This is a genomic window from Peribacillus sp. AS_2 (assembly GCF_026891895.1).
In the GTDB taxonomy this organism is placed as follows: domain Bacteria; phylum Bacillota; class Bacilli; order Bacillales; family DSM-1321; genus Peribacillus; species Peribacillus frigoritolerans.
Genome location: NZ_JAPTGA010000029.1, coordinates 1 through 12,863 on the forward strand (window position 1 = coordinate 1; position 12,863 = coordinate 12,863).

13 protein-coding genes, 1 tRNA gene, 1 other RNA gene and 1 other annotated feature are annotated in these 12,863 nt (G+C 40.9%); of the genes, 11 read left to right on the plus strand and 4 right to left on the minus strand.

What is annotated here, in order from left to right; all coding sequences use genetic code 11:
• Positions 1 to 51: 51 nt before the first annotated feature.
• Positions 52 to 1,017: a YaaC family protein gene (locus tag OTG27_RS26100; RefSeq protein ID WP_268938559.1), complete on the minus strand. Its 966-nt coding sequence runs from the start codon at positions 1,015 to 1,017 to the stop codon at positions 52 to 54.
• Between the two features lie 111 nt (positions 1,018 to 1,128).
• Between OTG27_RS26100 and guaB the strand changes: the two genes are divergently transcribed.
• From guaB to OTG27_RS26120, 4 genes are all read left to right on the plus strand, one after another.
• The gene (gene guaB, locus OTG27_RS26105) at positions 1,129 to 2,592 is read left to right on the plus strand and encodes an IMP dehydrogenase (RefSeq protein ID WP_048688703.1); all 1,464 of its coding nucleotides are present in this window, start codon (positions 1,129 to 1,131) and stop codon (positions 2,590 to 2,592) included.
• Positions 2,593 to 2,765: 173 nt separating this feature from the next.
• Positions 2,766 to 4,085, plus strand: coding sequence for a D-alanyl-D-alanine carboxypeptidase family protein (locus OTG27_RS26110; protein ID WP_268938560.1), 1,320 nt, complete (start codon positions 2,766 to 2,768; stop codon positions 4,083 to 4,085).
• Between the two features lie 69 nt (positions 4,086 to 4,154).
• Positions 4,155 to 4,379: a binding site (T-box leader), on the plus strand.
• A 63-nt stretch (positions 4,380 to 4,442) separates the two neighbouring features.
• The gene (serS, locus tag OTG27_RS26115) at positions 4,443 to 5,720 is read left to right on the plus strand and encodes a serine--tRNA ligase (RefSeq protein ID WP_034316273.1); all 1,278 of its coding nucleotides are present in this window, start codon (positions 4,443 to 4,445) and stop codon (positions 5,718 to 5,720) included.
• A 132-nt stretch (positions 5,721 to 5,852) separates the two neighbouring features.
• Positions 5,853 to 5,945: transfer RNA gene (locus OTG27_RS26120), tRNA-Ser, on the plus strand.
• 121 nt (positions 5,946 to 6,066) lie between these two features.
• Here the strand turns inward: OTG27_RS26120 and OTG27_RS26125 are convergent.
• The 3 genes from OTG27_RS26125 to OTG27_RS26135 form a co-directional block, all read right to left on the minus strand.
• Positions 6,067 to 6,738, minus strand: coding sequence for a deoxynucleoside kinase (locus OTG27_RS26125; protein ID WP_034316271.1), 672 nt, complete (start codon positions 6,736 to 6,738; stop codon positions 6,067 to 6,069).
• Positions 6,716 to 7,375 carry a deoxynucleoside kinase gene (locus tag OTG27_RS26130; RefSeq protein WP_063589582.1) on the minus strand — a complete coding sequence of 220 codons (660 nt, stop codon included), beginning with the start codon at positions 7,373 to 7,375 and terminating at the stop codon, positions 6,716 to 6,718. Before OTG27_RS26130 ends, OTG27_RS26125 begins: the two co-directional genes overlap by 23 nt.
• 180 nt (positions 7,376 to 7,555) lie before the next feature.
• Positions 7,556 to 8,101 (minus strand): cysteine hydrolase family protein, encoded by a 546-nt coding sequence (locus OTG27_RS26135; protein ID WP_057277264.1) that lies wholly within the window; start codon positions 8,099 to 8,101, stop codon positions 7,556 to 7,558.
• A 139-nt stretch (positions 8,102 to 8,240) separates the two neighbouring features.
• Here OTG27_RS26135 and tadA point away from each other — a divergent pair, with 139 nt between their 5' ends.
• The 7 genes from tadA to OTG27_RS26170 all read left to right on the plus strand — a co-directional run bounded on the left by tadA (position 8,241) and on the right by OTG27_RS26170 (position 12,640).
• The gene (tadA, locus tag OTG27_RS26140) at positions 8,241 to 8,747 is read left to right on the plus strand and encodes a tRNA adenosine(34) deaminase TadA (protein ID WP_268938561.1); all 507 of its coding nucleotides are present in this window, start codon (positions 8,241 to 8,243) and stop codon (positions 8,745 to 8,747) included.
• Positions 8,748 to 8,893: 146 nt separating this feature from the next.
• An RNA gene (ffs, locus tag OTG27_RS26145) (signal recognition particle sRNA large type) lies at positions 8,894 to 9,158 on the plus strand.
• A 184-nt stretch (positions 9,159 to 9,342) separates the two neighbouring features.
• Positions 9,343 to 11,031: a DNA polymerase III subunit gamma/tau gene (dnaX, locus tag OTG27_RS26150; protein ID WP_054398423.1), complete on the plus strand. Its 1,689-nt coding sequence runs from the start codon at positions 9,343 to 9,345 to the stop codon at positions 11,029 to 11,031.
• Positions 11,032 to 11,052: 21 nt separating this feature from the next.
• On the plus strand, positions 11,053 to 11,370 hold the full coding sequence (locus tag OTG27_RS26155; RefSeq protein ID WP_048688709.1) for a YbaB/EbfC family nucleoid-associated protein: 318 nt from the start codon (positions 11,053 to 11,055) through the stop codon (positions 11,368 to 11,370).
• A gap of 60 nt (positions 11,371 to 11,430) precedes the next feature.
• Positions 11,431 to 12,027, plus strand: a complete 597-nt coding sequence (recR, locus tag OTG27_RS26160) for a recombination mediator RecR (RefSeq protein ID WP_034316264.1) — start codon at positions 11,431 to 11,433, stop codon at positions 12,025 to 12,027.
• A 20-nt stretch (positions 12,028 to 12,047) separates the two neighbouring features.
• Complete coding sequence (locus OTG27_RS26165; RefSeq protein ID WP_034316261.1) at positions 12,048 to 12,266, plus strand: YaaL family protein; 219 nt, start codon at positions 12,048 to 12,050, stop codon at positions 12,264 to 12,266.
• A 104-nt stretch (positions 12,267 to 12,370) separates the two neighbouring features.
• On the plus strand, positions 12,371 to 12,640 hold the full coding sequence (locus tag OTG27_RS26170; protein WP_370019689.1) for a pro-sigmaK processing inhibitor BofA family protein: 270 nt from the start codon (positions 12,371 to 12,373) through the stop codon (positions 12,638 to 12,640).
• Positions 12,641 to 12,863: the final 223 nt, after the last annotated feature.

A 12,863-nucleotide genomic window follows, 5' to 3' on the forward strand; every position in this document is an offset into this window, starting at 1 on the left:
CTTTTTTGTCGTTTCAGGTCAGATCATTTCACCAATAGGGTGTTGGAAGGATCAGATATGGAACCTTTCCGACTTAATCCATTCAAATATTAAAAATGGCACCTTAGCTTGGCTTATTTTAAGGAATTGCACAATGCAAGGGTAATCGTCATTAGGCATGGTTTTCATCAGCTCTGCCCACCATTCTGTTTCATAACGAGCTATTATGCTAAGGTTATAAGAAATCAAATAATGAATCAAAAGTTCAGGTAATGAAAAAGCGGACGAATCTTTATTCAGAGATAGCATGAATTGCCCTTCTTCCAAATTATACCGTATTGGAGATTTGGCATTATGAATGGGAACACCCCCTGTTTTTAAATGCAGTGTTCCGGGAGCTTCCGAAATACTGTAAATTTGATTCGTTTTAGCTTTCAAAAATTCCTCCAATCGACTACTGGACATTTGATAGCTATCCAATATGGTTGAAGGCAATTGAAAACCTTTGGGAGAGGGTAGCAGGGCGACGAAATTTTTCTTGGAAATGGACCATGTAAAGTTTTGCATATCCGGGATTTCTTTCATAAGTGTACCCATGGAAAACTTTTCACCTTCCAGATGCTTGATATGAAATAATTTCTCGGCGATGCAGGTGAAAAGTCCATTTTTTTGCGTTTTTACTTCATCCTTCAGAAATTCATATTGTTGCTTTTTCTTTTTCCTCGTAGTTACCCCATGGGCAAGCATCGAAGTTGATTCCGGATAGTTAGGATCAATCGTGAGCAGACAAGCCTTTAATAATTGGGCAAATCCATAAAATGTAAGGATTGGCTGAATGGATAGCGGTGCAATGGCTGCCTGATTATAATAAGTTTTAGCATGTTCAAGATGGTAAATAAATGGATAACAATTATCGTAACTTTTGATTTCCGCTTCTGCTATTTTTTCTTGTGTGTAACATTTTTGTAAAAAAAGTTGAGAGGAAGATGCGGAAAAAAAAGGTGTATATTTATCGAAATTATCATTGTTTTCAGGCATTGCAGCTGTCCTCCGAATTAATAGAATAATCAAACATTTATTTCTCTTCTTGACAGTAGTATGTCCTATTGATAACCTACAAATAATATTTTTAAGCAGGAGGGGAAAATAATGTGGGAAAATAAATTTGCAAAAGAAGGTTTAACCTTTGATGATGTCCTATTAATTCCAGCGAAATCAGAGGTTTTGCCGAAAGATGTCAACCTTCAAGTCAACTTAGCTGAAAACTTAAAGCTCAACCTTCCTATCATCAGTGCAGGAATGGATACCGTTACGGAAGCAGAGATGGCGATTGCCATGGCTCGTCAAGGCGGATTGGGTATCATTCATAAAAATATGTCCATTGAAGCACAAGCTGAACTGGTGGATAAAGTAAAACGTTCAGAAAGCGGTGTAATTACCGATCCATTTTTCTTGACGCCAGATCACCAGGTATTCGATGCAGAGCATTTAATGGGCAAATATCGCATTTCGGGTGTTCCTGTAGTCAACAATATTGAGGATCAAAAACTTGTGGGTATCATTACAAACCGTGATTTGCGATTTATTTCCGATTTTTCCTTGAAGATTTCCAGTGTCATGACTGTTGAGAATCTCGTCACAGCACCAGTAGGAACTAACTTGGAACAAGCAGAGAAGATTCTTCAAAAGTATAAAATCGAAAAGCTTCCTCTTGTAGACGATAATGGAGTTCTTAAAGGACTTATTACGATCAAGGATATCGAGAAAGTCATTGAGTTCCCGAATTCGGCGAAAGATAAGCAAGGGAGATTGCTTGCAGGTGCTGCAGTCGGAGTCACTAAGGATACAATGAAGCGTGTTGAAATGCTTGTTAAGTCCCATGTCGATGCAATTGTACTTGATACTGCTCATGGTCATTCAGAAGGCGTCCTTGAAATGGTGAAGGAAATCCGCGCGACTTATCCTGAATTGACGATCATTGCCGGTAATGTGGCAACAGCTGAAGGGACGAAAGCATTGATTGAAGCGGGAGCCGATGTAGTGAAAGTGGGAATCGGACCAGGGTCAATCTGTACGACAAGGGTTGTAGCCGGTGTAGGTGTTCCACAAATCACGGCAGTCTTCGATTGTGCAACAGAAGCAAGAAAGCATGGTAAAACGATTATCGCTGATGGCGGAATTAAATATTCAGGAGATATCGTTAAAGCCCTGGCTGCAGGCGGACATGCAGTAATGCTTGGCAGTATGCTTGCAGGTGTAACTGAAAGCCCTGGCGAAACGGAAATTTTCCAAGGTCGCCGTTTTAAAGTGTATCGGGGTATGGGATCTGTTGCTGCAATGGAAAAAGGATCTAAAGATCGTTACTTCCAGGAAGATAACAAGAAATTCGTTCCGGAAGGCATCGAAGGGCGCCTTCCATACAAAGGACCTCTATCAGATACCATTTTCCAACTGATTGGCGGCATTCGTTCAGGTATGGGATATTGCGGTACAGCCACATTGGAAGAGTTGAGAGAAAACTCTCAATTTGTCAAAATGACTGGTGCCGGATTAAGGGAGAGCCATCCTCATGATGTCCAAATCACTAAAGAAGCACCGAACTACTCAATGTAATGAATTTAACATATAATCGTCATTAAAATTTATTATTAAAATAGACAGAGTCTGCGATTACTCTGTCTATTTTTTTTATTTTTTCTGTGATAAACTAGACAAGGTGTCAAGGGATTTACATAAAGTTTCTTCTTTGTTATAGAGATTAGCTTAAAAGTTGGAGGTATTGGAAATTGAAAAAAATCAGCAAGATAACCCTCATTTTCACTTTTGTTTTTGTTCTTGTTATGTCGCAATTTGCCTATCAACCGGGGGAAGCTGTTGCTGAATCTGATAATTTAGGTTTAAAAGCAGAGGCAGCCATCATAATCGATGGTGAAACGGGACAAATCGTGTATGAAAAAAATGCCGATAAAGTATTAGGGATTGCATCCATGTCTAAAATGATGACCGAGTACATCATAATGGAGTCAATTGAAAATGGGAAAATCAGTTGGGATCAAAAAGTAAAAATAAATAAATATGTACATGACCTTTCAAAAGCACCCAATTTGTCGAATGTTGGGTTAACGGAAGGTGAAGATTATACAGTTAAAGAACTATATCAAGCTATGGCCGTCTATTCAGGAAATGCGGCAACAGTAGCTTTAGCACAGCTAGTTTCCGGAAGTGAAAAGAGCTTCGTTAAGTTAATGAACGAAAAAGCAAAGGAATTAGGCTTGAAACATCATAAATTCGTTAACGCCAGCGGGTTGAATAACTCCGATTTATTAGGGCAATATCCTTCAGGTGATGAAGATGATGAAAATATCATGACAGCAAAAGATACTGCACTTCTTGCTTATCGTTTAATAAATGATTATCCGGAAGTTTTAAAAATCGCCAGCATTCCTAAATTGAAGTTCCGTGATGGAAAAGAATATCCGAACTTCAACTGGATGCTGCCTGGCCTGATTTTTGAATATAAAGGCGTAGACGGACTAAAGACGGGATCTACCGACTTTGCCGGTTATGGGCATACAGGGACGGTTATCCGGGACGGTCAGCGCTATATCACGGTGGTCATGAAGTCCACTAATAAAAACGAACGTTTTGCAGATAGCACTAAGCTTATGAACTATGCTTATGCAACATTTAAAAAGGAAAAAGTCCTTCCAGCCAACTACCAGGTGAAAGGGAAAGAAACACTTTCAGTAGTGAAAGGCAAGGAAAAAGAAGTTAAGATTCAATCTGAAAAAGCAATCGAGCTACTTGTTGAAAATGGTGGGAAAGACAACTATAAAACAGACTTAGTGATCGATAAAAACAAATTGAATGATGATGGTAAGCTGACTGCACCAATCAAAAAAGGTGAAAAGCTAGGCTACATCACAGTCACTCCTAAAAAAGGAGAAGATTACGGGTACATCAACGGCGATCCAGTTAAGGTTAACGTCGTAGCTGCAGAATCCGTTGAAAAGGCAAACTGGTTCGTATTATCAATGCGGGCGGTCGGCGGATTCTTTGGAGACGTTTGGAGCAGTGTGGCTTCCACTGTTAAAGGCTGGTTTTAAGTTTCGCGTATAAAACGGTTGCGTAATGTATAAAATTATAGTACATTATGGAAAACAATTTGATTATATAAGAAAGCAATGACAGGAAATAGTAACAAGTATTTCTTTCTACAGAGAGCCGATGGCTGGTGGAAATCGGTGTGAGAGTTTTGTGAATCCCTCCTGGAGCAGAGTATGGAAAGCCTTTTGGGTCAGTAAATACTTTCGGTTAAAAGCCGTTATCGTGATAAGTGGTAGGCGTGTTTCATAGGCCTTCAACTAGGGTGGCAACGCGGGTTAACTCTCGTCCCTTCTTCAGGGGACGGGAGTTTTTTGCGTTCTTTGATAAATCATCAAAAACATTAAGGAGGAACTGAAATGTTGGATTTGAAATATGTAAGAAATAATTTTGAAGAAGTGAAGCGTGTATTGCAATTCAGAGGTGAAGATTTAACTGATTTAGGAAAATTCGAGGAACTGGATGTAAAGCGCCGGACCTTGATTGCTGAAACGGAAAAGTTAAAAAGCCAAAGAAATGAAGTTTCACAGCAAGTGGCCATATTGAAACGGGAGAAAAAAGATGCAGATCAGTTGATTGCGGAAATGCGTGAAGTCGGTGACCGTATAAAAGGTTTCGATGATGAGCTTCGTGAAGTGGAAGCGCAATTAGAAACATTACTTCTTTCCATTCCTAATATACCGCATGAAAGCGTGCCTGTTGGTGAGACGGAAGATGATAATGTCGAAATCCGTAAATGGGGGGAGTTACCTGAATTCAAGTTTGAACCGAAACCACACTGGGATGTAGCTGGAGATCTAGGCATCCTGGATTTTGAACGGGCAGCAAAAGTGACCGGAAGCCGATTTGTATTTTATCGGGGTCTTGGCGCTCGATTGGAGCGTGCACTAATTAGCTTTATGTTAGACCTTCATGTTGAGGAACACGGATATGAAGAAATGCTGCCGCCATATATGGTGAACCGTGCAAGCATGACCGGGACAGGTCAATTGCCAAAATTCGAAGAGGATGCTTTCCGTATTGAAAGTGATGATTACTTCTTGATTCCTACAGCTGAAGTGCCGGTGACAAATTTCCATCGTGATGAAATCATGAGCACGGACGATCTGCCGATTAGCTATGCGGCATACAGTGCTTCATTCCGTTCAGAGGCAGGATCTGCGGGTCGTGATACGCGGGGGCTAATTCGTCAGCACCAGTTCAATAAAGTTGAACTAGTGAAGTTCGTGAAGCCGGAAGATTCCTATGCAGAGTTGGAAAACCTCACAGGTCATGCCGAAAAGGTCCTCCAATTGCTGGGTCTTCCATACCGAGTGCTAAGCATGTGTACAGGAGATCTTGGTTTCACAGCTGCTAAAAAGTATGATATCGAGGTTTGGATCCCGAGCTATGGAACGTACCGCGAAATTTCTTCTTGCAGTAACTTTGAAGCATTCCAGGCTAGACGGGCCAATATTCGCTTCAGACGTGATGCAAAAGGCAAACCGGAACACGTCCATACCCTAAATGGATCAGGTTTGGCAATCGGCCGTACAGTCGCTGCCCTTTTGGAGAATTACCAGCAGGAAGATGGCAGTGTCATCATTCCTGAAGTATTACGTCCATATATGCGCGGTGCGGAAGTCATTAAACCGTAAGTCAAAGGGAATCAGCTTCTGGTTAAAGAGGCTGATTCCCCTTTTTATCAAAGTTTGAAAATTATTTTAAAAAAACTTTATAGAGGGCTTGACTTTGATTTTAATTCCATGTAATATAATAAATGTTGATACGGAGGTATACCCAAGTCCGGCTGAAGGGATCGGTCTTGAAAACCGACAGGGGAGTCAAATCCCGCGGGGGTTCGAATCCCTCTACCTCCTCCATAACTTATTAATAACCACAGCGCATAAATTGGATATCGATGAATTCCGTTACAGTTATGTAACGGAATTTTTGTTTTCTAATATATTAAAAAACCACCGGATAACCGGTGGTTTTTCTGTTTTACACATTTCGCAACAACTTGGTTTGCTCCATATATTCGGCAATCCGCTTTATAAGAGGTTCGATACTTGCTTCATCCTGCATAAGATCATATTCGTTTATATTTAATCGAAGGACAGGGCAGGCGTTGAATTGATCGATCCATTCTTCGTAACGGCCGTGCATTTCCTGCCAATATTCAATTGGGGTATGCTGTTCCATTGGACGGCCGCGCTCTTGGATCCGGTTGAGGATATCATCGAGCGAACCTTCGAGATAGATAAGTAAATCAGGGTGCGGGAAGTATGGCGTCATTACCATGGCATTGAAAAGGCTTGTATACGTTTCGTAGTCCACGTCATTCATCGTGCCTTTTTCATAATGCATTTTTGCAAATATCCCGGTGTCTTCATAAATGGAACGGTCTTGGATAAAACCGCCGCCATATTCGAAGATTTTTTTTTGCTCTTTAAAACGTTCAGCGAGGAAATAGATTTGCAGGTGGAAACTCCAACGATTAAAATCATCGTAAAACTTATCCAGGTAGGGGTTCGTATCAACCTTCTCAAATGATGTCCTGAATTGAAGGGCATCGGCTAACGCATTGGTCATGGTCGATTTTCCTACGCCAACCGTCCCTGCTATCGTAATGACGGCGTTGTTTGGAATATTATATTTCTTTCGTAAGTTCATTTGACTTTACTCCTTTGTGCAGGGCATTCTCTATTTGGCTGATTATCGTTTTCAAATCATCCTTGTTCCCGACAAAATCCAGCTCATCTCCGTTGAATGTAAGAACAGGGATGTCAGGGTGCTGTTTCTCGAATGTTTCCATGAATGTTCGATAATCCGCGGATAACTGCTCTAAATAAATGGAGGATATATTTTCTTCGATTTCCCGACCTCTTTTACCGATTCGGGAGAGAAGAGTATCAAGGCTTGCGTTTAAATAAATCACCATATTAGGTTCAGGCATATCCCGTGTTAAAATATTGAATATCTCAAGGTATTTATTGTATTGTTCGTTCTTTAACGTTCTTTCAGCAAATATCAAGTTCTTGAATATATGATAATCAGCCACTACGGCTTGGTCATTAGTAAGATACTTTTTTTCGATATCTTCCAATTGTTTATAACGGTTACACAAAAAAAACATTTCTGTTTGAAAGCTCCACTCATCAATATCTTTATAGAATTTCCCGAGAAATGGATTTTCATCGACAATTTCCCTTAATAATGAAATTTGAAAATGATCTGCGATAACTTTTGCGAGTGATGTTTTTCCCACGCCGATTGGACCTTCGACAGTGATAAATGGGGTGGATTTCATCCAATCTGTCCTCCTTCATGAGGTATCAAGCTAAAATTCCCGGTCATAGGATTTTCGCCAAGAGATATTGTATCACAGACTTGGGACTTTAGTGACATTTTTGTCAGGTTGATAAAGAAAGAGAATGAAAGAGTGTTAATTGGGGAGGTATGTAGATTAATTCCTTATTCGATTGAATGCTTACATGTCTTCACCTTGTTTTATGGATGCCTTGAGAACATGGTTCATCATTTTTAATGCATAATGATTATCTTCCTTTGATGCAGAAGCAATGCAATCCTTCGGAATCCATAATTTATATTCCCGCATATAGGCATCATTGGCCGTGAATAGCACGCAGATGTTGCCAGCTATGCCAGTAATGATCAGGGTATCCACGTTTAATTGTTTAAGCAGTGTATTGAGTGCCGTCCCATAAAATGCTGAATGCTTCGGCTTGATGAGGAAAAATTCGTCCTGTTGCGGTTTTATTCTTTCGATTAATGAGGCATTACCTTCATTTTTACATTTATCAATGATTTTATCGAAGTCAGCCTGCCATAAATCATAATGATCATTGATATATATGATTGGAAAACCTTTTTCTTTCATTTGCTTCTTTAATTTCAAGATCGGATCGACGATAAGTTTCGTATGTGCAAGGAGCATATTCCCGTATTTGAAGTCAAAGTCATTGATCATATCAATGATAAGCAATGCAAAGGAAGGCGATTCAGGTCGATTCATGGTATATCCTCCAGTATTATGAGAATTTACTTGCAGCACATATGCCGAATGCGTTACTATTCATTAGAATAAGTAGTATGACCTTTATTTTGTCTTATATTTGTCTGTTTACTCCTATTTAATATGAGGGGGTTTTTTTTTGAAGGATGATGTTCATTACATGAATTTAGCCTTAGAGGAAGCAAAAAAGGCGCGGCAATTGAATGAAGTGCCGATTGGCGCTTTAATCGTAATAGATGATCAAGTTATTTCGACGGGGCATAACCTGAGGGAAACGGAACAGAATGCGACGGCACACGCGGAGCTCCTTGCAATCAATGAGGCTTGCCGTGCTACTGGCAGTTGGCGTCTTGAAGATGCGACATTATATGTAACGCTGGAACCTTGCCCGATGTGTGCCGGTGCCATCTTGCAATCAAGGGTGAAAAGGGTTGTTTTCGGAGCGCATGATCCAAAGGCTGGCTGTGCAGGCACATTCATGGATTTACTTCAAGATGAACGCTTTAACCATCAATGTGATGTAACCAGCGGTGTATTGGGGGAAGAGTGCGGCTGGATTTTGACTTCTTTTTTTAAAGAGCTTAGGGATAGAAAGAAAACGTTGAAAAGAGAGCAGGCACTCAAGCTTGTTGAAGAAAATAAATAAGTGAAAACGAATGTTGAAGATGAATCTTTGCTTCATTTGATAAATTTGGAATTGAACTGTCCAAGAACAACACTTGCGTTTTTTTTGTTACCTTAGTATAATGAATTATGCGTCGTAATGACGCTTTGAAATTGGTATTACTTTTGCCGTGCTAGACGGGGAGGTAGCGGTGCCCTGTACTCGCAATCCGCTCTAGCGAGGTTGAATCCCTTCTCGAGGTTAGCATTCTGTAGGGCCTGCCTTAAGTAAGTGGCGTTGACGCCCGGGTCCTGCGCAATGGGACTCCATGAACCATGTCAGGTCCGGAAGGAAGCAGCATTAAGTGGAAGTTCTCATGTGCCGCAGGGTTGCCTGGGCCGAGCTAACTGCTTAAGTAACGCTTATGGTTGCTAATCGACAGAAGGTGCACGGCAGTTATTTTACATAAACAAAAAACTCATTCGTATCGGGTGGGTTTTTTTTTATGCCAAGAAGGTAAAGTGCTTGGTATTTTTGAAAAAAAATGAGGCAATGATGAAATTTCATTTTAGACTTTGATATTAAGGAAATCAGTAATGTATAATAAACAAGATGGAGAAAAGAAGGAGGGATTTCCGTGGGGTATCAAGCATTATACCGGGTATGGCGGCCGCAACAATTCATTGATGTAGTCGGACAGGAACATGTGACGAAAACGTTGCAGAATGCTTTGGTCGGGCAAAAGGTTTCACATGCCTATTTATTTTCCGGTCCACGTGGAACAGGGAAAACAAGTGCTGCCAAAATTCTAGCAAAAGCAGTGAATTGTGAGCATGCACCGACAAGTGAGCCCTGTAACGAATGTGCTACCTGCCGCGGAATCACCGATGGCTCCATATCAGATGTTATAGAAATTGATGCAGCATCCAATAATGGTGTCGAGGAAATCCGTGACATTCGTGATAAGGTCAAATATGCACCTAACGCGGTTACATATAAAGTTTATATCATTGATGAGGTACATATGCTTTCACAAGGAGCGTTCAATGCGCTTTTAAAGACATTGGAAGAACCTCCGAAGCACGTGATTTTCATATTGGCGACGACTGAGCCTCATAAGATTCCACTAACGATCATTTCCCGTTGCCAAAGGTTTGATTTTAAACGGATCCAGCCTCAAGATATAGTTGGCCGGATGTCACAAATCATTGCAGAAACAGGTGTTTCTTGTGATGAACAAGCCCTGCATATCATTGCGAGGGCAGCCGAAGGCGGGATGCGGGATGCACTAAGCCTTCTTGATCAAGCGATATCCTTCAGTTCGGAGACGGTTTCAGTGGAAGATGCATTGACTGTCACTGGATCTGTTTCGCAAGCGTTTTTAAGCCGGCTGGCAAAAGCTATATATGATAAAGAAGTAGCGGTGGCACTTGAAGTCCTTGAAGAATTGCTGGCCATGGGAAAAGACCCGGCTAGGTTCATAGAAGACATGATTTATTACTTCCGTGACATGCTTTTGTTTCAAACTGCACCGGCACTGGCAGAATCCTTCGAGCGTGTTTTGATAGATCCCCAATTCAAGGAATTGGCAGAAGTAATTTCTTCTGAATCGATTTACTCCATAATTGAAAGCTTCAATCAAACACAGCAAGACATGAAATGGACAAATCATCCAAGGATTTTCCTTGAGGTGGCACTTGTCAAGTTATGTAATGAGCAAAGGCCAAATCAAATTGATAACGGGCAGCTTCAACAGCTGCAGCAGAAAATAGAAGATTTAGAGAAGAAATTACTCGAAATGCAGAAAAACGGCATTCCGGCAGCCATGGCAGAAAAACCTGCGGAGCAGGCTAAGGCGCAAAGGGCCGTTAAAAAGTCATATAAAGCACCTGCCGGAAAGATCAATCAAGTTTTGAAACAAGCTACAAAGCCAGGTCTTAATGCTGTGAAAAGTAAGTGGGGGGAAGTGCTTGAACAGTTAGGTCTTCAAAACCAAAAGTCATTGGCAGCTTTATTAACGGAGGCAGAACCTGTTGCTGCGTCAACTGAAGCTTTTGTGGTAAAATTCAAATATGATATTCATTGTCAAATGGCAATGGAAAATAACCGTTTCGTGGAAGTGATAGCCTCGATCATGCAGCAATTGACCGGACACCGAATGGAGATAGCTGGAGTTCCGGAAAGCCAGTGGCAAAGGTTGCGGGAGGACTTCATCTCAACACAGCAGTTCGACGGTCCAGAAGAAACGGAATCAAAAGAAGAAGACCCCTTTATAGCAGAGGCTAGAAAATTAGTCGGCGATGATTTACTTGAAATTAAAGAATAATTGGAGGTAAGGAAAATGGGTATGCGCGGCGGTAATATGCAGAACATGATGAAACAAATGCAAAAGATGCAAAAGAAGATGGCAGAAGCACAAGAAGAATTAGGTGAAAAAAGGGTTGAAGGAACTGCCGGCGGCGGAATGGTAACGGTCATCGTGACTGGACATAAAGAAATAGTCGATGTAGTCATCAAACCGGAAGTTGTCGATCCGGATGATATCGATATGCTTCAGGATTTAGTGTTGGCTGCCACTAACGATGCTTTGAAAAAGGCGGAAGAAATGACAAACCAAACGATGGGACAATTCACTAAGGGAATGAACCTTCCGGGTATGTTTTAAGCAAGTTCAAAAGAAACTTCCTTTCAGGGGGTTTCTTTTGAAATTTTTAGGAGGAATTCGATGCATTATCCAGAACCAATTTCCAAGCTCATTGACAGTTTTATGAAATTGCCGGGGATTGGTCCTAAAACGGCTGCTCGATTAGCCTTTCATGTATTAAGCATGAAGGAAGATACTGTTTTGGATTTTGCAAAAGCACTTGTTAATGCTAAGCGGAATCTTATGTATTGCTCAGTCTGTGGTCATATTACAGATCAAGATCCCTGCTATATTTGCGAAGATCAAAAGAGGGACAGAAGTTTGATCTGTGTGGTTCAGGACCCGAAAGATGTTATAGCTATGGAAAAGATGAGAGAGTTCAATGGTTTATACCATGTACTGCATGGCAGTATTTCCCCGATGGACGGAATCGGTCCGGAAGATATAAATATTCCTGATTTATTAAAGCGCCTGCAAGATGAAACAGTGCTGGAGGTAATTTTGGCCACTAATCCTAACATTGAAGGTGAAGCGACAGCCATGTATATTTCCCGGTTGCTTAGACCATCAGGCATCAAAGTGACCCGAATTGCCCACGGACTTCCTGTTGGCGGAGATTTGGAGTATGCGGATGAAGTGACGCTATCAAAAGCAATAGAAGGAAGAAGAGAAATATAAGATAGCTGGGAGGACTTCACTTGTTCTTTCGTAAAAAAAAGAAACTTCGGAATGAATTCAATGATTCATTAATCGAAGAGCTTGAACAATTGAAATGGAATTGGCATAATCAAAAATCATTACTTGAAAAAAGCGTTGATCCATCTGAGGAAGTAATCGCCCAAACGAGACTGGCGGAAGTGAAATATTTCTACTTATTCAGGGAAGTTAAAAGAAGGAATGTTCGCTTAAAAAGATGATAAGGAAATGGCTGTGAAGGATTGTTTGTTCCTCATGGCCATTTTTTTCGGTTCTTAATCCAGCGTTTCCTTCATATAAGTTTAGTACAAGCTTGCGGGGAGGAATGAGTTTGGAACCAGTTGTCTTTGTTGCCATAGTTGGCGGCTTGATTTTAATGCTCCTCATTATCGGGGCCCCATTAAGACCTGTCCGGTTCATAGGGCAGGGCATTATAAAGGTCATTATCGGTGCAGCATTTTTGTTCTTTTTGAATACACTTGGGAATCAGGCGGGCATTCATGTCCCAATCAACCCTGTTACCTCGGCAGTCGCCGGCCTGCTTGGAATACCGGGAGTTGCCGCATTGGCGGCCATTGGTTATTGGATCATTTAAAGGATTGTGTGTCGAAGTCATCTTATGAAAACCTCATGGATATTTCCTTGGGGTTTTTATCATGCTATAGTTTTTTTTAAAAAAACTAATTTAACCATTGACGATTATTGATCAACCTGATAATATATTAGGAGTCGCCAATAACGACAATACACATTGCTTAACCGGAAAAAAACAATATGAAAATAGTTGTTGACATCAGGTTCGGTAAATGATAAGATAA

What these genes read in the sequence shown, in the direction of transcription:
- OTG27_RS26100 (WP_268938559.1), bottom strand. Translation starts at nt 1,017, where the DNA reads ATGCCTGAAAACAATGATAATTTCGATAAATATACACCTTTTTTTTCC.
- guaB (WP_048688703.1), top strand. Translation starts at nt 1,129, where the DNA reads ATGTGGGAAAATAAATTTGCAAAAGAAGGTTTAACCTTTGATGATGTC.
- serS (WP_034316273.1), top strand. Translation starts at nt 4,443, where the DNA reads ATGTTGGATTTGAAATATGTAAGAAATAATTTTGAAGAAGTGAAGCGT.
- OTG27_RS26125 (WP_034316271.1), bottom strand. Translation starts at nt 6,738, where the DNA reads ATGAACTTACGAAAGAAATATAATATTCCAAACAACGCCGTCATTACG.
- OTG27_RS26130 (WP_063589582.1), bottom strand. Translation starts at nt 7,375, where the DNA reads ATGAAATCCACCCCATTTATCACTGTCGAAGGTCCAATCGGCGTGGGA.
- OTG27_RS26135 (WP_057277264.1), bottom strand. Translation starts at nt 8,101, where the DNA reads ATGAATCGACCTGAATCGCCTTCCTTTGCATTGCTTATCATTGATATG.
- OTG27_RS26155 (WP_048688709.1), top strand. Translation starts at nt 11,053, where the DNA reads ATGCGCGGCGGTAATATGCAGAACATGATGAAACAAATGCAAAAGATG.
- recR (WP_034316264.1), top strand. Translation starts at nt 11,431, where the DNA reads ATGCATTATCCAGAACCAATTTCCAAGCTCATTGACAGTTTTATGAAA.
- OTG27_RS26170 (WP_370019689.1), top strand. Translation starts at nt 12,371, where the DNA reads ATGAGTTTGGAACCAGTTGTCTTTGTTGCCATAGTTGGCGGCTTGATT.